Annotated in this window: 16 protein-coding genes and 2 tRNA genes; 9 read left to right on the top strand and 9 right to left on the bottom strand. The window is 44.4% G+C overall.

All coding sequences use genetic code 11. The features are described 5' to 3' along the window. Nucleotides 1-2: 2 nt before the first annotated feature. Complete coding sequence (gene purM / locus OCU60_RS13190) at nt 3-1,043, bottom strand: phosphoribosylformylglycinamidine cyclo-ligase (protein WP_074371665.1); 1,041 nt, start codon at nt 1,041-1,043, stop codon at nt 3-5. Nucleotides 1,044-1,277: 234 nt separating this feature from the next. On the opposite strand from purM, the gene upp reads away from it, so the two are divergent. Beyond that, nucleotides 1,278-1,904, top strand: coding sequence for a uracil phosphoribosyltransferase (gene upp, locus OCU60_RS13185; RefSeq protein ID WP_074371931.1), 627 nt, complete (start codon nt 1,278-1,280; stop codon nt 1,902-1,904). A 145-nt stretch (nt 1,905-2,049) separates the two neighbouring features. Here upp and smrA read toward each other — a convergent pair whose 3' ends face one another. Next, complete coding sequence (gene smrA / locus OCU60_RS13180) at nt 2,050-2,631, bottom strand: DNA endonuclease SmrA (RefSeq protein WP_074371664.1); 582 nt, start codon at nt 2,629-2,631, stop codon at nt 2,050-2,052. Between the two features lie 754 nt (nt 2,632-3,385). Here smrA and OCU60_RS13175 point away from each other — a divergent pair. Then, nucleotides 3,386-3,462, top strand: a tRNA-Pro gene (locus tag OCU60_RS13175). 42 nt (nt 3,463-3,504) lie between these two features. Here the strand turns inward: OCU60_RS13175 and OCU60_RS13170 are convergent. Together OCU60_RS13170 and OCU60_RS13165 are read right to left on the bottom strand one after the other, a co-directional pair. Next, nucleotides 3,505-4,383 carry a TraB/GumN family protein gene (locus tag OCU60_RS13170; RefSeq protein ID WP_074371663.1) on the bottom strand — a complete coding sequence of 293 codons (879 nt, stop codon included), beginning with the start codon at nt 4,381-4,383 and terminating at the stop codon, nt 3,505-3,507. Nucleotides 4,384-4,468: 85 nt separating this feature from the next. Further along, on the bottom strand, nt 4,469-7,219 hold the full coding sequence (locus tag OCU60_RS13165) for a heavy metal translocating P-type ATPase (protein ID WP_074371662.1): 2,751 nt from the start codon (nt 7,217-7,219) through the stop codon (nt 4,469-4,471). A gap of 243 nt (nt 7,220-7,462) precedes the next feature. Here OCU60_RS13165 and gltX point away from each other — a divergent pair, with 243 nt between their 5' ends. Together gltX and OCU60_RS13155 are read left to right on the top strand one after the other, a co-directional pair. After that, on the top strand, nt 7,463-8,890 hold the full coding sequence (gene gltX, locus OCU60_RS13160; protein WP_074371661.1) for a glutamate--tRNA ligase: 1,428 nt from the start codon (nt 7,463-7,465) through the stop codon (nt 8,888-8,890). A 258-nt stretch (nt 8,891-9,148) separates the two neighbouring features. After that, nucleotides 9,149-10,150 (top strand): OmpA family protein, encoded by a 1,002-nt coding sequence (locus tag OCU60_RS13155; RefSeq protein ID WP_074371660.1) that lies wholly within the window; start codon nt 9,149-9,151, stop codon nt 10,148-10,150. Nucleotides 10,151-10,305: 155 nt separating this feature from the next. Here the strand turns inward: OCU60_RS13155 and OCU60_RS13150 are convergent, their stop codons facing one another. Both OCU60_RS13150 and OCU60_RS13145 read right to left on the bottom strand, forming a co-directional pair. Further along, nucleotides 10,306-10,812 (bottom strand): Fe3+-citrate ABC transporter substrate-binding protein, encoded by a 507-nt coding sequence (locus tag OCU60_RS13150; RefSeq protein ID WP_074371659.1) that lies wholly within the window; start codon nt 10,810-10,812, stop codon nt 10,306-10,308. 294 nt (nt 10,813-11,106) lie between these two features. Beyond that, nucleotides 11,107-11,619, bottom strand: a complete 513-nt coding sequence (locus tag OCU60_RS13145) for a MarR family winged helix-turn-helix transcriptional regulator (protein WP_074371658.1) — start codon at nt 11,617-11,619, stop codon at nt 11,107-11,109. A 111-nt stretch (nt 11,620-11,730) separates the two neighbouring features. Between OCU60_RS13145 and OCU60_RS13140 the strand changes: the two genes are divergently transcribed. Continuing rightward, nucleotides 11,731-12,642, top strand: a complete 912-nt coding sequence (locus OCU60_RS13140; RefSeq protein ID WP_074371657.1) for a DMT family transporter — start codon at nt 11,731-11,733, stop codon at nt 12,640-12,642. Between the two features lie 73 nt (nt 12,643-12,715). Here the strand turns inward: OCU60_RS13140 and OCU60_RS13135 are convergent, their stop codons facing one another. Next, entirely contained in the window at nt 12,716-13,141 is a 426-nt protein-coding gene (locus OCU60_RS13135) for an Hsp20/alpha crystallin family protein (RefSeq protein ID WP_074371656.1), read from the bottom strand. 303 nt (nt 13,142-13,444) lie between these two features. On the opposite strand from OCU60_RS13135, the gene ompW reads away from it, so the two are divergent. Together ompW and OCU60_RS13125 are read left to right on the top strand one after the other, a co-directional pair. Beyond that, complete coding sequence (gene ompW / locus OCU60_RS13130) at nt 13,445-14,089, top strand: outer membrane protein OmpW (protein ID WP_074371655.1); 645 nt, start codon at nt 13,445-13,447, stop codon at nt 14,087-14,089. A 159-nt stretch (nt 14,090-14,248) separates the two neighbouring features. Beyond that, nucleotides 14,249-14,845 carry a class I SAM-dependent methyltransferase gene (locus OCU60_RS13125; RefSeq protein ID WP_074371654.1) on the top strand — a complete coding sequence of 199 codons (597 nt, stop codon included), beginning with the start codon at nt 14,249-14,251 and terminating at the stop codon, nt 14,843-14,845. Nucleotides 14,846-14,852: 7 nt separating this feature from the next. Here OCU60_RS13125 and OCU60_RS13120 read toward each other — a convergent pair. Further along, nucleotides 14,853-14,928, bottom strand: a tRNA-Arg gene (locus OCU60_RS13120). Nucleotides 14,929-15,013: 85 nt separating this feature from the next. Next, nucleotides 15,014-16,153 (bottom strand): flagellar assembly protein FlgT, encoded by a 1,140-nt coding sequence (locus OCU60_RS13115; protein ID WP_074371653.1) that lies wholly within the window; start codon nt 16,151-16,153, stop codon nt 15,014-15,016. Nucleotides 16,154-16,321: 168 nt separating this feature from the next. On the opposite strand from OCU60_RS13115, the gene OCU60_RS13110 reads away from it, so the two are divergent. Further along, the gene (locus tag OCU60_RS13110; RefSeq protein ID WP_074371652.1) at nt 16,322-16,957 is read left to right on the top strand and encodes a FlgO family outer membrane protein; all 636 of its coding nucleotides are present in this window, start codon (nt 16,322-16,324) and stop codon (nt 16,955-16,957) included. Between the two features lie 9 nt (nt 16,958-16,966). Beyond that, a complete protein-coding gene (gene flgP / locus OCU60_RS13105) occupies nt 16,967-17,398 on the top strand; it encodes a flagellar assembly lipoprotein FlgP (RefSeq protein ID WP_074371651.1) in 432 nt (143 codons plus the stop codon). The last annotated feature ends 60 nt before the right edge of the window (nt 17,399-17,458 follow it).

The following is a 17,458-nucleotide window of genomic DNA, read 5'->3' as shown; positions in this document are numbered from 1 at the left end:
AACTATTTAATCTCTACTTGCGGTTCGTTAGCTTGTGCTTCTGCAATATGCCCGATAATCCAAGCATTTTCTCCTTCTGATTGGAGAAGTTCGACCGCCGCTTGAGCTTGTGCTTCTGGCAGTGCGATCATCAAACCGACACCGCAGTTGAAAGTCCGGTACATTTCGTAAGTCTCGACGTGACCTTTTTCTTGCAGCCATTTGAAAATCACTGGCCATTCCCAGCTGTTACCATCGATGACGGCTTTGGTACCTTGTGGTAGAACGCGGGGAATATTCTCCCAGAATCCGCCACCTGTAATGTGAGAAATGGCGTGAATATCATGTTCAGCAACGAGTTTGAGTGCTGACTTGATATAGATTTTGGTCGGTTCGAGCAAATGTTCACCAACGGCTTTTCCGTCCAGCAATTCTGACTTATCCGCATTCGAGACTTCCAGAATTTTGCGGATCAGTGAATAACCATTTGAGTGAGGACCACTCGAGCCTACAGCAATTAAACTGTTACCGGCCCCAACTTTGGAACCGTCAATAATGGCTTCTTTTTCAACGACACCGACACAGAATCCGGCGACATCATAGTCTTCACCTTCATACATGCCGGGCATCTCTGCGGTCTCTCCGCCAATCAGCGCACAACCAGCCTGAAGACAGCCTTCGGCAATCCCGGAAACGACGTCTGCTGCGGTATCAACGTCAAGTTTTCCGGTGGCATAATAGTCAAGGAAAAATAGAGGTTCGGCACCTTGTACAATCAAATCGTTGACGCACATTGCGACTAAATCGATCCCAATGGTGTCGTGCTTTTTCATATCCAGTGCCAGACGTAATTTAGTGCCGACACCATCCGTTCCTGAGACAAGCACTGGGTGCTTATATTTGGTTGGTAATTCACACAGGGCACCAAAACCACCGATACCACCCATTACTTCCGGGCGACGCGTTTTCTTTACGGCACCTTTAATTCGCTCTACAAGCGCGTTGCCTGCATCAATATCAACGCCTGCATCTTTATAGCTCAGAGATGTGTTTTTGCCACTCACGGGGTCATCCTCGTTCTTTGGTTGGATATGAAAACGGCGCTATTCTACAGGGGAAAAAAGTAAAAGGAAAACGTTTGCGCTGATTTTTTTATCTGGTGAGATAGGCTGAAAATTCTGGGTAATCATGGCTTCTCCATGTGTTAAATCATGATATTTCCTGATGTTAAGGATAAAATTAACGATAGAAAGTATGTATAATCGGAAAGTTTATTTGATTGAATGTCGGAGATGCAGATGAAAGTTGTCGAAGTGAAACATCCGCTTGTCAAACACAAATTGGGTTTGATGAGAGAGGTTGATATTAGTACCAAGCGTTTTCGCGAGTTAGCCACTGAAGTCGGCAGCTTACTCACTTATGAAGCAACAGCAGACTTTGAAACCGAGAGAGTGACGATTGAAGGGTGGAATGGCCCGGTTGAGATTGATCAACTCAAAGGCAAGAAAGTGACGGTTGTTCCGATCCTTCGTGCGGGATTGGGTATGATGGATGGTGTGCTTGAGCATATACCGAGTGCCCGCATTAGCGTGGTGGGTATCTATCGGGATGAAGAAACACTGGAACCTGTTCCTTATTTTAATAAAATTGCTTCAAACATCGAGGAGCGAATTGCTTTGGTGGTTGACCCCATGTTGGCAACCGGTGGCTCGATGATCGCAACGATTGATCTGTTAAAAGCGCAGGGATGCACACAATTTAAAATCTTGGTTCTGGTGGCAGCACCTGAAGGGATTCGGGCGTTAGAAAAAGCGCATCCTGATGTTGAATTGTACACCGCTGCAATCGATGATCATCTGAATCAACAAGGCTATATTGTTCCCGGTCTGGGTGATGCTGGAGATAAAATCTTCGGTACCAAGTAAGCTCTTCGTTGATCAGATAAAAAAACAGTCAGTCTTCTTATAGTCTGACTGTTTTTTTATTTTCGGCTTGTTTATCCAAAGTGCTTGTTTATCCAAAGTACATACGTGTACGGAAAGAAAGTCATATCCGTTGTTGCTTTTTCGGTTAGTGAGGCCGCTTTTTCTGGTGGCGCTCACGATTTTCCAGTTTTTGTACCTGACTTTTACGCAAGAGAACATAAAGTGCGCCACTTCCACCGTGAAATCGTTGTGCACTGTGAACACACTGGACTTCTGCGATCTGAGGAAGCCAGTACGAAACATAGCTTTTCATCAGTGCCGGCGGGTTCGAGTGTTCGCCTTTCCCGTGGATGATGAGGACGGTTCTAATATCCATTCGCATACACTGACGTAAAAATTTCACAATCTCATCACGGGCTTGTTCCAGTGTTTTTCGGTGAAGATCCAAACGCGCTTGAATCGGATATTTGCCTAGTCTGAGTTTTCGGTAAACACCGTCCTGAACCCCGCTTTTTTTAAATTCGATCAGATCATGGGGTTTAACTGGTGGTGCATGTTCCAGAGACAGATAATCAGACTCATGCTGTTCTAGTTTCATCGCTGCTTCTTGCCGGGCAAGATGCGCCTCAGTAATCTGTAAATCTTTCTTGAGTTCGGCTGTATCGTGTTTCAGAGGCTGGACATCTTCCATCATTTGCTGAAATAACTCGAAATCTTTCTGAGACATTCGTATTCCTCCGAATTGTTGTCAATCACGCACCTTGAGGTCATTTTTTTATATATACCGAAGTGACTTTGAGATGCAAGACTCTCGCAACATTCCTTTACTAAAGATTCCTTTACTTAAGATGGACAAGAAAGGTGGACAGGACAAAGGATGGTGTTGCAGTTAAATGAGGGGAGCTGCTGAAGAATTATGCTTAAGTGAGTATGGGAAAGATGTATGGCAGACAAAAATAAAAAACCGGAGTGGGAAAAGGTCCGCTCCGGTGCATAGCTTATCACTGTTTTTTACAGGCGCTAAGCGATCTAGTGAGGAGATTTGTCATTCATGACTTTGTTGATAAGAAACTGCACACTGTGACTAAACCGTGTTTACGCAGTGGCAATTTGTCTGTTAAAACATTTCAGTTTGTTAAAACATTCAGTTTGTTAAAACACTCAGTTTATAAAAACAAACTTATCGACCAAAGCAAAACCCTGATGTTCAGTTTTAAGCGATGTTTCCTCAAAGTTGCGAAGACGTACTAAACATAAAGTGAGTCAATCAATCAAGTGATGATCTGGATCAAGTGTATTGGTGAAGTTACGTATTTGTTGAAATTCATGTGTCCATTGTCACATTTATAGCCAGAGATGGATGTCTTTTGAGCACTTGATTATTTTTTTGGAAAAATTAGCGAAAATGAGTTGCGTCTATAACAAGAATCCGTATTATAGCCACCCGTTGAGGCGCTGTTAGCAGCTGCCCAACCAAGACTCGGTGAATAGCGCAGTTTGGTAGCGCATCTGGTTTGGGACCAGAGGGTCGGGGGTTCGAATCCCTCTTCACCGACCACATTGAGAAAAAAGCCTCAGCATATGCTGAGGCTTTTTTCGTTTATTGACATTCATCCATCTGACTCGTCCTTTTCTCAATGGTATTTTGCCGGGTGACGGTGAATCCTTGCTTGGTCAGTAATTGAATTAAATTTTCCTGGCCGATTAAGTGTAAAGCACCCACGACGACGAGATATTTCGAAGGATGTTCAGTAAATATCGGTGCGGTCGTCAGTTGCTTTAACCAGCGATGATTTCTTTTGACTTCAAGTTGTTCAGACATTTCTTGGGACATGTCATGATGATCAATCAACTGTTTCAATTGTTCTGGATCGCCCTGATGCCAGCTTGTCACCAAACACTCGGTTGCGTGCGAATCTTCTCCCCAATCTTGCAGTGTGGTCGTCAGCAACGCTTTACCATTTTGCTTCATACCTGCCAGTAAATCGATTTGAGACTGGAGTGATTCGAGGCCAATTATCGGAATGGATGCCGACTCTGCTTTTTGAATCATATATTGATCAACACCGAGATCGGCGCGATACCCTAGCCGATTGATTGCCTGCATTTGTAAACCGATAGCCGTTTGCCATGGTGGCGATGCTTTCAGACGTTGCACATTGAGATTTAACTGTTCAGCGATATGCTCTAATTTTTCCAGCTCCGAAGCGGAGAGTACTTGTTGTGAGGTCCACTTGACGGGCGGATATTGCAACTTGTTTGCCTGACGGATATCGGCTTCGACAATTAATCCATCACTGTCACGAAGAAAGTCCATCACCGGTTTGGGTAACGGGTACATATCCGGGTGTCCGACATGGACTGAGCCCAATAGCATCAGTTGCGTCTGATTCTTACTGGCGAGCCAGTACAATGGCTCGGCATTTGTATAGAAGCTGAGTATGATGGCTCCGACTGAAAGCAGACGGGTGAGTTGCATAAGTGGATTTCCTATCTTGTGGCATTCATCTGAACGCTAGCATAGATTGGGTCGTGACTGATAAGCAACTGTTCATGACTCAAAATCATTTAGCTTTTGGTTCTGACTCATGCGGCTGATGCTGATGTCGGAACAGCCGTAATCGGTTGGCGTTTGTGACAACGGTAATCGACGATAAAGCCATCGCTGCTCCGGCAATGACAGGGCTGAGCAGAAAGCCAAACCATGGATACAATGCTCCGGCTGCGACCGGAATGCCGAGGGTATTGTAAATAAATGCCCCGAGCAGGTTCTGCCTGATATTTTTTACCGTTGCTTTGGAGAGTGCAATGGCATTAAGAATCGACAGTGGTGAGCTGTTGAGAAATGTCATCTGAGCACTTTCGATGGCCACATCACTGCCACTTCCCATTGCAATGCCGAGATCAGCTTGCGCTAGCGCTGGCGCATCATTAATGCCATCACCGACCATCGCGACTTTATGTCCAGCTTGCTGGTATTCAATGATGTGTGCTGCTTTTTGATCGGGGAGAACCTGAGCTATAACCTCCTGAATCCCTAACTGGTTGGCAATACCTTGGGCGACAGTATGGTGATCTCCGGTTAACATCACGGTTTTGATGCCTAGCGTATTGAGTGCTTGAATGGCTTCTGCCGCATCAGCTTTAATCGGGTCTGCCACTGCAATCACGCCTTGAATGTCCTGATCAATCGCAATCAGAATTGGTGTCCATGCCTGCTTAAGGACATGATCAAGCGAGGTTTGTATTTGGCTGAATGAGACCCCCAAAGATGTCATGTAATGCACAGAACCGATATAAACAGCGTGACCGTCGTAAGCGGCTTTGACCCCGCGTCCACGCAGATTTTGAAATGATGAAATTTGAGCTGCTGAGATTTTTTTTGACCGTGCGTACTCACATACGGCTTTGGCTAACGGGTGTTCAGATTGTTGCTCTAGTGCGTAGGCGATGGATAACAACTCGTGTTGTTCCCGCTGGAAGCTTTCAATCGCTTGAACCTGTGGCCTGCCTTCCGTCAATGTACCAGTCTTGTCAAAGACAACCGTATCGATGTGGCTGGTGGTTTGGAGCACTTCGGCATCGCGGATAAGGATACCCATTTCTGCAGCCTTGCCGACACCAACCGTTACCGATAGCGGGGTTGCGAGTCCCAATGCACAGGGGCAGGCAATAATCAGAACTGTGGTTGCAACGACAAGCATATAGCTGACTTTGGGCTCGGGGCCGAACCAGAACCAGACCAATGCGGCCATGATAGCGATAGCCACGACAACAGGGACAAACACAGCAGAAATCTGATCGGCGAGTTTCGCAATAGGCGGTTTACTGCTTTGTGCTCTCCTGACCATCTGAATAATACGGGAAAGCATGGTTTCACTGCCGACGCCGGTTGCTTCAATCTCCAGACTGCCATCATGATTGATGGTTCCTGCGGAGACGGTATCTCCGGGACGTTTCAGCGTGGGAATTGGTTCTCCGGTCAGCATGGATTCATCCAGATAGGATTCTCCTTGCATGACAACCCCGTCAACAGGGAGTTTATCTCCGGGTTTAATTCTCAGATGCATACCTTTTTCAATCTGTGAGACAGGAATGCTTTGATCGTCACTTTCGGTCATGAGTGTTGCTTGTTGGGGCTGGAGCTGAATCAACGCTTGGAGCGATTGTGTTGTTTTAGCTTTGGCTTTTGATTCAATGGCGTGCCCCAAAGAAATAAGACCGATGATCATGGCACTGGCTTCGAAATAGACATGACGGGCTTGGATGGGAAACCAGTGTGGTGCGATGACAACCATGATTGAGTAAAGCCATGCGACCCCCGTTCCTAACGCGACCAGTGTATCCATGGTGGCTCTTTTGTGCTGAAGTGCCTGCCATGCACTTTGATAGAAACCTCGACCTGCAGTACACAGTAGCCCTAAACATAAGAGGCCGACGATCCCCCAGCTCAGCTGTTGTTGCTGTGTTTGGATCAGCATACTGCCACCGAAAACGCCCCATGCCATAATCGGAATCCCCAGTAGCAACCCCATGACGGCATGACGACGATGGTATTTGAGTGTCGTCGTTAAATGGGCTTGCTGTTTTTCCTGTTGCTGTGCCGGATCATCGATAATTTCAGCGTCATATCCGGCAGAGCGTATTGCTGCAATTAACTGTTGTTGATCCGGCTGTTGTGCGGAAAATGCAGCGGCACTCTGTTCTGATAAATTAATTTGTGCCCCCTCAATACCAGAGACGGATAACAGCGCTTTTTCTACGGAAGCGACGCAACTGGCACAAGTCATCCCTTTGACAAGTAAATTGGTCGTGACGTCCATTTGATGTTGTTGACGAGATGGTGTTGTCGCTGATGTTGATTCTGTTTGTCTTTTTGTATCTGTATCTGTATCTGGGGTTTGGGGGATATGATTACTGTCTGGGGATGATGACTCTGTAAAGGCTTGATAGCCAAGTGATGCAACTTGATCGAGAATGGCTTGTTCCGGCAAGGTTGTGACCAGTGAGAGTGTCGCTTTGGTCACATTCAAATCTTGAATCTGTTCACTTTCACTCAGTAGGTTGGTGAGTTTTTGGACACACTTGCCACAGTGTAAACCCTGCAACGTGTAGTGTTGTCTTTTACCAACCTGATATCCGAGAGACTCGATATTTTCGACAATTTCATTGATGGAGGCATCGGTGTCCATCTCAATAAGAGACGGGGAGAGATGGCAAATTTCGACATTCAAATTCGCTTTGAGCTGACGTTCTACTTTCCGGGCGCAGCCCATACAATGCAAGCCTGATAACGGTAGTTTTAAATGATGCATGTTCGCTTCTTTCTCTATCCCATTTTGCTCAACATAAACCTTGACGCAAGGGGAAGGTCAAGGCATTTCGCCATTTCTGGTTCTTTCTGCTGAACGTGACGCGCTATCCACTGACATGACTGAAAATTCAGGGTAAAGGGTCATTGTCGTGATTGATACTCAGGTGCTAGAATACTGGGCAAATTTTGGCTGATACAGCTAGATCCGAAGTTGTTAAACTCGATCAGAATAAAGGTAAATCTCATGACGGTTAAAACGCGTTTTGCTCCAAGCCCTACAGGGTTTCTTCATGTCGGTGGTGCCCGTACGGCATTGTATTCTTGGCTCTATGCAAAACATCAGGGCGGGGAATTTGTATTAAGAATTGAAGATACTGATTTAGAGCGTTCAACGCAGGAAGCGGTCGATGCAATTCTGGAAGGCATGAGCTGGTTAGGGTTGGATTGGGATGAAGGCCCTTATTATCAGACGAAACGTTTTGATCGTTATGATGAAGTGGTTGAGCAGTTACTTGCAGCAGGAAAAGCGTATAAGTGTTACGCATCCAAAGCACTGTTGGATGAAGTTCGTGCAGAGCAGGAAGCCAACAAGGAAAATCCTCGCTATGACGCTAATCATCCGAAGATCAAAGCGGTGAATGATGCGGCAAAAGATGGTGATGCTTTTGTTGTGCGCTTCCGTAACCCGAAAGAGGGGAGTGCCGTTTTTGACGATCAGATTCGTGGACGGATCGAAATTCGTAATGATCAACTCGATGATTTAATCATCCGCCGGACGGACGGTTCTCCTACGTATAATTTCTGTGTGGTTGTTGATGACTGGGATATGGGTATCACTCATGTTGTGCGGGGAGAAGACCATATCAACAACACTGCGCGTCAAATCAATATCTATGAAGCGCTGGGAGCCACGGTGCCAACGTTTGCTCATTGTGCGATGATTTTAGGGGATGATGGTGCCAAACTCTCGAAGCGTCATGGCGCTGTTTCGGTGATGCAATATCGCGATGAGGGCTACCTGCCAGAAGCATTAAATAACTATTTAGTACGGCTTGGTTGGTCTCATGGTGATCAGGAAATCTTCTCTCGTGATGAAATGATTGAGCACTTTAGTCTGAATGCGATTAGCAAGTCAGCATCTGCATTTAATACTGATAAATTGTTATGGTTAAACCATCACTATATCAAAAGCTCGGATCCTGAATACGTTGCCGGGCATCTGCAATGGCACTTGGATCATCAGGGAATCAACCCAGAAAATGGCCCGGCGGTAACGGAAGTCATTCAGCTGCTGGCTGACCGGGTACAAACCTTGGTTGAGCTGGCACAGCAGGCGCGTTATTTCTATGAAGACTTTGATGCGTTTGATGATGGTGCCGCGAAAAAACATTTGCGCCCGGTTGCAAAAGCGCCTCTCGTTCTGGCTTTGGAAAAAATAACTGCGCTGGAGACATGGACCACTGAGAGCCTGCATCAGGTTATTGCTGATGTATGTGAGACGCTTGAGCTCGGCATGGGGAAAGTGGGGATGCCGTTACGTGTTGCTGTGACTGGCGGGGGACAGTCTCCATCTGTCGACGCCACAATGCAGCTGATTGGTAAAACGCGTGTGATGAAGCGGATTCAAATGGCCATCGCGTTTATTGAGCAGCGTGAAGCAAATGCTGGCTAACGTCATCGAATAACATAAAGATAAATGAGAAGCCGCAACCTAGGTTGCGGCTTTTCTATTTCGGTTATATATAAAAGGTATTGCACTGATTAAAGTTGGTGCTGCTGAATCCGTTGTTATGTTTCAAAAGCGGTAAAGGTGACAGTAAGTTAACACCCCCTTCTCTTATTCTTTACAGTGATGCAATAGAGTAACCCTGATTCTATGTGTTCAGTATTGAAGCAAGCTCGGGCAATTCACAATAAAAAGGAGAGCAGCATGAATAAAATGATAATCGTGGTATCGGCAGCATCATGGATGGTTTCCGCAATGATTCATGCCGAGGTTTATGTTGGTGGTAAAGTTGGCAAGTCTTGGCTGGATGATTCATGTCGTCCGACCGATGTCTGCGATGACGATTCATCGGCAGTCGGTGCTTTTCTTGGATATCAGGTTTGGGATCATGTTGCACTGGAGGCCGGATATGATCACTTAGGAAAATTTACCGGGGCAGGCATGGTCAATGATCATGTGAATGCGGTGACCATTGCGCCTAAGTTTGATTTTCCTCTCTATCAAAACCTTGATCTGTATGCAAAGCTCGGTGGCGCCTATGTTGACTATGGCTCTAAAGATGATTGGTCTTATCTGGCAGCGGCAGGTCTTGAATTGAGTGCGAATGACAATGTGGCTGTCCGTCTGGAATATCAGGCGCTCACTGATATAAATAATGATATTGTACGAGCTCAAGGCAATATGGCAACGCTGGGCGTTACTTATCGTTTTGGTCGTTCTGAGTCTACACCTGTCGTTGCCAGCAAGCCTCGGCCAGCTGTTGCTGAACCAGCCGTTGTTGCAAAAACCCCTGAACCTGTTCCGGCAGAGCCGGCTGAAACGCAAGTGATTAAAACAGTGAAAAAGAGCTTGAGTAGTGCCAGTAGCTTTGCATTAGATAGTGCGGTACTGAGCAAGCAGGGCGTTGCTGATATTCAGGATGTCATCGAATTGATGTCTCGTCATTCTCAAGCGACAGCGATGGTGACGGGTTATACCGATTCAACCGGCTCAAAGGAATACAACCAATCACTGTCGTTGAAAAGAGCACAGGCTGTTGCGGATCAGCTCATTTCTCAGGGAATTGATGCGGATCGAATCACCGTGCGTGGTATGGGAGAATCTGAGCCTGTCGCATCCAACGATACCAAAGACGGTCGGGAGCAAAACCGACGGGTTGAGGTCGAAGTGCCGACATTTACTTATCAGGTTGTCATTAAAGAATAAGCAAGAGGTTATTTCGGATCCAACTTGATTTAACGCTGCGATATGCGGGTTTAAAGCTCGCATATCGCAGCGTTTTTATTTGTATGTGGCTGTGAAAATGGTACTGAGAGAGAATGGGCAATACGAATGAATTGATCAATGTGTAGGGCGTGTGGCTACTTCAGATCAATACTATTTAATCGGCCCATAAAAATTAGAATATCGAGATAATCTTTATGCGCGTCGAGAAGCGCCTTTTTGGTTTTTGTATATGCAGCCAGTTTCCCATGCTTGTTAATTGAACAAACCACACTCTTGAAGTGGCACTCTCCTTGAGCGTCATAGGTTCTCCAGGCTGCAATGTAGCAAGCATCCCGATAGCTTGGATTGTCTTTGGTAGGACGAGGTTTATAGATGATTTTAGGTTCAAGGCTGTGGGGGAGCCGAGTCATCAGATAAGGATCTTTGAGGAGCATTCGCCAGTGCTTGCCCCACATTTGACGACCGAGCTCATTACGAAGCAGAATCGCTTTTTTTAGCCCTTTTTTTTCACCAATACGAATGAAACCAACAGAGCGGTGTAAAACTTTATCATCTGGCGTATGTATGTGAATTTTGTAAGCTGTTTTCGCTTTAGAAATAAAGCGATGGCCAGTATTGGTTTCAAGATTACTCTTCTTCATCCGTTTGTTATCTATATTTTTATTATTAACAATAATAGATCAAATTACCACTAAGGTGAAGTGGTTCCGTTCACTTCAGTCATGAGTCATGCGGCAGAGAATACAGTTCATGGCTGTTATGATTTAGCGTGTCTTGCTCTCCCTTTCAATCCAGATAAGGATTTAGACAGATTCACGTCATGAGCAACACTTTCGGTATTTTGAGCTAGTTTGAGATAACACACAACAATTGTGACAATATTCGAGAATTCCATTCAATTTTTATTGCAATAAAAGTAACACGGGGACGCTTTGTTACTCAATATCACTGCCTGACGGGGTGTTCGGGTTAAATGACGATAGCCAAGACTTAAGCAGAGCTGAAAGCTGTGATTGTTCTGTTTGGTTTAAGACGCTGATCAATCTTTCCTGAGCCTGAACATGTTCTGTCAATGCTTGATTGATGAGTTGGTAGCCTTGTTCGGTTAATTGCACAGAAATACTCCGACGGTCAACGTTGCTATGAATACGGGTAATTAAATTTTTTCGCTCCAACTTATCGAGCCGATTTGTCATCGCACCTGAAGTCAGCATCGCGGTGCTGATTAACGCTGAAGGAGTTAACTGATAAGGTGCGCCAGAGCGGAGTAATGTTGCGAGTACGTCAAACTCTCCCAGTTTGAGATCATATTGCTTATGAATACTGGCGATTTCCTGCTCTAAATGTTTAGTCAAATGTAGTATCCGACCAAAAATACTCATGGGGAGTGTATTCAGTTCTGGTTTTTCTGCCGCCCATTGAGTGACGATCCTGTCAAGAATATCCATAGTCATATATACCTGATTAAACGATGATAATAATATCTTAACATAAAGATTCTTTACAAAGATAAATTACTTTTTTATGATTAATAAAATCTCAATGTAAAGATACTTTATATGAATATAATACTAGCGATGGTGGCTACATTTTTGTGGGGAACAACTTATGCCGTCACTCAGGCAACATTACCGGGGTGGCCACCGTTGCTGCTCGGTGTATTACGAGCTTTACCGGCAGGTATTATCCTTTTCGCAATTAAGCCAACTTTTCCTGATAAGGGGACTTGGAAGGTGTTACTCACCACCGGTTTGCTGAACATTGCTATATTTTTCGGTTGTATATTTGTGATGGCACTGACCTTACCTTCAGCGATATCCAGTGTTGGAATGATGTCTGTGCCTGTATTTGCCATGCTGATCCAATGGATAGTGATGAGAAAGCGGCCATCAGTGATTCAGATGGTTTCTGGTTTGGCGCTGTTTGGATTCGCTGCGTTACTATTTGACCCCGGTCGTTTGGATCTGAGCTTGTTTGGGCTTTCTGCCATGTTGATTGGAATCTTATGTATGATTTGCGGGAGCACATTGACTCAAATGTTGAACCAGAAATTGGCGTGGTGGTGTGTGTTGACTTGGCAACTGATTCTGGGTGGTTTGGCATTATTATTGATTGTCTTGGTTCACTTGAGCTACGAGCCGGCTCTCTATCTCAACGCATGGCAGCATTTGTCAGGTAAAAACGTATTAGGACTGTTTTGGCTCTGTATCATGAATACTGCGGTTGCATATTCTCTTTATGTTTGGGCACTCAGACAGCTTTCAGTGGTTGAATTTACTTTTGCTGGGGTTGCCAATCCTGTTGCAGGGATTCTGTGTGGTCTGCTGTTGGTGGGTGAATCTTATACGCCGATACAATATAGTCTGATGGCTGGTATGATTGTGATGTCTTTATTCCCACAGTTTGTGAAAAGTTATCAGAAGTACCGAAATGCATCAAAGAATCGTCTTCAGCCACTCTCAGGGAAGTAACTAAAATTTTCTGAGGGATGAAACAGAAAAAGCGGTGAGATACACCGCTTTTTAGTCATTTGCTTTTTCAACATCAGTTGATTTTAATATGCTGAGCAGTTTCGTCTGGCTTCATTTCTATCTTCGGCACGACAACCACCAGTACACCATCTTGATACTCTGCATAAATTTCTTTCGCGTTGATATTGTCACCTAAAGTAAAGCTGCGTACCATTTTGCCTTGATAGCGCTCTCTATGAATGACTTTATCCCCATCGGTTTTCTGTTCATTTTTTAAGGTCGATGCTTCGATAGTCAACGTGCCATGTTGACAGCTCACTGATATATCATCTTTTTCGACCCCGGGTAAATCCGCGATAATTTCAAATGCAGTTTCTTTATCCAGTACATCAACCCGCGGAGAAAAAGATTCAATATTGAAGCTTGGCCGAATCGACGGAAAAGCATGATCAAATAAATGATAAAAATCAGACCATGAGTCTCGTGGAATTAAACTCATCACAATCCTCCTGTTTAGCATCCTCGAACGCTCTATAAGTGTAGAACTCGTTCCGAAAACTAAATCAAAACATACTTATAAATTGATATAAATCAATGTTTAGATGGCATTTTTTATATGGCTGTGAATGATCTTTTTAAGTTTTTCAACATTATATTTCATGGAAAATGTGATTTTTTTAACATAACAATACAATTTTTGTTTATAAATTTTACAAATTGATTTCCATCAAAACAGTGTGGTTTTTATGTGCTACCGTGCGCTCCAGTAAAGTCTTTTCGCCCAATGACAAGGAAAAATATAATGAAAAAGACACTTTGTGGATTAGCCATCATGACCGCCTTCGTTTCTGCTGGTGCTTTTGCTCACCAAGAGGGTGATTTTATCGTGCGAGCAGGGATTGCATCGGTTATCCCAAATGACAGCAGTGATAAAATTTTAGGCAGTCAGGAAGAGTTGGAAGTCAATACAAATACTCAACTTGGTTTAACGCTAGGTTATATGATTACGGATAATGTCAGCTTTGAAGTTTTGGCTGCGACACCGTTTTCTCATGATATTTCAACACCACTTTTAAATTTAGGTGAGATTGGTGAGACAAAGCATCTGCCACCAACATTTATGTTTGAGTACTACTTTGGTCAGTCAGATTCACAATTTCGACCTTATGTTGGGGCTGGTATCAACTACACCACATTCTTTGATGAAAAAATTAATGGTAATGGTGCTGCTGCCGGCTTGAGTGATCTGAGTTTGGATGACTCTTGGGGATTGGCTGTGAATGCCGGTGTTGATTATAAACTCGATGAAAATTGGTTTGTGAATGCTTCAGTCTGGTATGCCGACATTGATTCTACGGCAACCTATAAGTTCAATGGCGCTGAAAAATCTACTGACGTGCATATTGATCCAGTCATCGTGATGATTTCTGGTGGTTATAAGTTTTAGACTCTCCCATTTTTATATGGACTTAAGGCAGCTTATCAAGCTGCCTTTTTCGTTTGTGCTGAGCGGTTGAAGGGCGAGGGTTTAAATTGCTTGTCTCTTGAAATGACCGCTCGTTTTTTGTAAATTAGAATTATCTAATTTAATGGGTAGGACAATGTGATGTGGGATGACCGATATCAGGTCGATACATATATCTACGGTAAAGAGCCGAATGATTTCTTGCGTGATAGTGTGAAACGTCAATACCTTCCGTTAGGATCGGTTTTGTGTTTGGCGGATGGTGAAGGACGGAATTCTGTTTATCTGGCGAAATGTGGTTATGATGTGACAGCTGTTGACTTATCTGTTGTTGCGATTGACAAAGCCCGTCGGTTTGCAGCTGAGCATCGTGTGTCTGTAAATTTTATTCAGGCTGATCTGGATGAGTTCGATTTAGGGCTCGAACAGTGGCAAGCGGTTGTGGCGGTCTTTTGCCATCTTCCACCGGTTGTGCGGCAAAAACTGCATCAGGCATTACCGAGAAGTCTCAAAGCCAATGGGATTTATCTGGTTGAAGGGTATACACCGGAGCAGTTGAAATATAAAACGGGTGGTCCTCCTGAGACTGATATGATGTTATCACGGCAAGTTTTAGTTCAGGAGCTTCCGACGTTATCCCCTTGGTATATTGAAGAGAAAGAAAGGGAGATCTACGAGGGGGTGATGCATCGCGGCAGAAGTCATGTTGTTCAAGCGATTATGAAGAATATACCATAGGAAGATGTGGCGTCCCCTGCGAGATTTGAACTCACGTCTAAGACTTAGGAGGTCCTTGTTCTATCCAACTGAACTAAGGGGACATCGGTATTTGCTGCACAGTCGGAAAACTGTACAGCAATATGCTTATATATTACTGATTTAAATAAGATAAGTTAAGTCTTGATTTCATTTTATGAGCTGTTTGTGCATTACGTCGCCAATTTGAATGCTGTCAGCTAACTCGACTTGATCAACTGACAGTTCGGCTTCCGTTTCATAAACACGATTAACCGTGAGTGTGATATCACTTTGAGTGACTTTATTGCGCGCTAATCCTCTTTGATCGATAAAGGACCCTGTATGCCATAATTGAAGCTTATCTCCTTTTTGAACACCGTGAATTCTGCCTAAATTCATCATGACGATATGGTCTGATTTAGAGATGACCTCCGGCAAGGTGATTTTACACGATAGCTCTGATTCAAGATCTAACATCACATGGCGGCTGAGACGGAGCAGCATTTCACCATAGGTTGAAGCCCAGAAGCGAGCGCTTTTGGTATCGACCTGACTGGTTCTTGGAAATGGCCAACGCGCGATTTCACGATAATTACGACTGATGATTGCATTTCCTGTTTCGCCATCAAAGACACTCAGATCCATTGCAAATTGACGATTAATGACTTCATCTCCTGATGGTTGTGCAGCGATGGTTGCTGTGAGGTCAGTGATATTGCCGGCAATAATGTATTGGGCATTATTATCTTCAGCAATCATCTTGAGTCGAGTGGGAGAATTTTTATCAATCTCATAATCTGTTGTACCTACCGAGATAAAACTATGTGATTCCTTATCCAATTGCTTATTTAATACTTGGGAAAAGTCATCGCCAATCTTGTAAATTTGCCCCATCACTGCCTGTTGTGGGGAAGCAAGCGTGATATTACTCACCAATACGGTTTTCTTATATTGTTCTACCTGACAACCTGACGCGGATGGATAAATATCGATTCGGACTTTGACATAGACAACGTTGTTTTTGACCGTTTGTTCTTCGACCAGAATGTAGCGGACCTCATGATTGGTAAACTGAAACTCAGTACGCTGAGCATCCAGTAATGGGTAGAGGTTACTGATGCTACCGATATCCGCTCCGGAAAAACTGATCGCTTTATATACGGCATCTTCAAGTGCATACAGTTTTGCCTGAGTTTCCGATGAAACGACCGCTGCACTACCAGTGACTTCATACCATGAGGCCGTTGCCGGTACTGTACCGAATATGAACAAAGAAAGTGATAAGAGGATGGTTCCTACATTTTTCATATTTACCTACCAATCAGGTATAAAATTTGCTTGTTATTCTGATAACGGTGATAAGAGCAGTTATCGGCAAAGCTTTCTTGGTGATGAATAGCAGAGAAAGCAAAGAGTGTTCCACTTTTGCGTCAAAAACTGGACGCTTGAATGTCCGAGCTATCTGGAGAGCGGAAAATGAAAAAATGGCTATTGTTAGTGCCCGCGTTATTTTTAACAGCGTGTTCCTATGCCCCGATATATAATGGTAAAGAGCCCTATAAAGGCTCCCAGTTTATGTTATTAGAAAGTCCTCGTCACACTTTAGATTTTTTCGTGGAGAGCATGACTGAAGATTTAATGAAGTCGAATACCAGCGTGACGGCGAGAACACCGATTGCAGTCACTTCATTCGTCGATTTGCAAAATATGGATACCACCAACTGGTTAGGGAATTCAGTCACTGAAGGATTTATTCACCAGCTGCAACAACGAGGATTCCAAGTTGTTGATTTCAAAACAACAGGTTCCATTCAGGTAACCCATCAAGGGGATTTTGCCTTCAGTCGAGATTGGAAAGATCTGGCCCAACAGCAGGAAATTCAATATGTGTTGACCGGGACAATGTTGCGTCAGGAAGGTGGGGTACTGGTCAATGCTAGAGTGGTTGGGATGCAATCCCGGGTGGTGGTTGCGACGGCTCAGGGATTCTTGCCCGCGGATCGAATTGGCCGGGATTTGGATACATTGAATGCGGTCCGGACTGAAGATGGGGTGTTGATTCGTTCTGATCCAACAATGACTCAGCCTTACACTGTTATTCTGCGTCCTTAGGAGTTGCTGATGAAAGTTTGGTTAATGAGCGCTATATTTTTATTGTTGGTCGGATGCCAGCCATTACAGACCATGAATAAACAAGAATGGCTGACCGCGGTCGGTTATGCTTCGATTAGTGAACAAAAAGGTCGCAATGTAGAAGAGAAGCAAGTTCGTGCCATGCGAGCATCTAAAATTGATGCTTATCGTGAGTTGGCTGAGCAAGTGTATGGTATGCGAGTTAGTGGACGAGCGGAACTCATGGATCAACGACTTGGAACGGAAGCGACATCTGGTGCTGTTGACGGGGTTATTCGCGGGGCCGAAGTCGTAAGAAGCTATAAAGTCGGTGATAGTTATGTGACGGAACTGCGTTTGAATGTAGATAAGATGGAAAGACTGAGGGACTATGGGGAAGTCCAGCAGGTTCCTGATAAGCGGCAGCAGACCTTATTTTAATCTGTCGTGATTGACGGTGTTATTGCCACATGAGCGGCAAGTTCTTTCTCCCCAGAATAT

This window comes from Vibrio spartinae, assembly GCF_024347135.1.
Classification (GTDB): Bacteria; Pseudomonadota; Gammaproteobacteria; order Enterobacterales; family Vibrionaceae; genus Vibrio; species Vibrio spartinae.
This window is presented reverse-complemented; position numbering and strand designations above follow the sequence as displayed.

Coding starts and splice junctions, on each gene's coding strand:
- OCU60_RS13145 (WP_074371658.1), bottom strand. CDS start 11,619: ATGGATATTCTTGACAGGATCGTCACTCAATGGGCGGCAGAAAAACCA.
- flgP (WP_074371651.1), top strand. CDS start 16,967: ATGAAAGTTTGGTTAATGAGCGCTATATTTTTATTGTTGGTCGGATGC.
- OCU60_RS13115 (WP_074371653.1), bottom strand. CDS start 16,153: ATGAAAAATGTAGGAACCATCCTCTTATCACTTTCTTTGTTCATATTC.
- upp (WP_074371931.1), top strand. CDS start 1,278: ATGAAAGTTGTCGAAGTGAAACATCCGCTTGTCAAACACAAATTGGGT.
- OCU60_RS13110 (WP_074371652.1), top strand. CDS start 16,322: ATGAAAAAATGGCTATTGTTAGTGCCCGCGTTATTTTTAACAGCGTGT.
- OCU60_RS13155 (WP_074371660.1), top strand. CDS start 9,149: ATGAATAAAATGATAATCGTGGTATCGGCAGCATCATGGATGGTTTCC.
- gltX (WP_074371661.1), top strand. CDS start 7,463: ATGACGGTTAAAACGCGTTTTGCTCCAAGCCCTACAGGGTTTCTTCAT.
- OCU60_RS13135 (WP_074371656.1), bottom strand. CDS start 13,141: ATGAGTTTAATTCCACGAGACTCATGGTCTGATTTTTATCATTTATTT.
- OCU60_RS13150 (WP_074371659.1), bottom strand. CDS start 10,812: ATGAAGAAGAGTAATCTTGAAACCAATACTGGCCATCGCTTTATTTCT.
- smrA (WP_074371664.1), bottom strand. CDS start 2,631: ATGTCTCAGAAAGATTTCGAGTTATTTCAGCAAATGATGGAAGATGTC.
- OCU60_RS13170 (WP_074371663.1), bottom strand. CDS start 4,383: ATGCAACTCACCCGTCTGCTTTCAGTCGGAGCCATCATACTCAGCTTC.
- ompW (WP_074371655.1), top strand. CDS start 13,445: ATGAAAAAGACACTTTGTGGATTAGCCATCATGACCGCCTTCGTTTCT.
- OCU60_RS13165 (WP_074371662.1), bottom strand. CDS start 7,219: ATGCATCATTTAAAACTACCGTTATCAGGCTTGCATTGTATGGGCTGC.
- OCU60_RS13125 (WP_074371654.1), top strand. CDS start 14,249: ATGTGGGATGACCGATATCAGGTCGATACATATATCTACGGTAAAGAG.
- OCU60_RS13140 (WP_074371657.1), top strand. CDS start 11,731: ATGAATATAATACTAGCGATGGTGGCTACATTTTTGTGGGGAACAACT.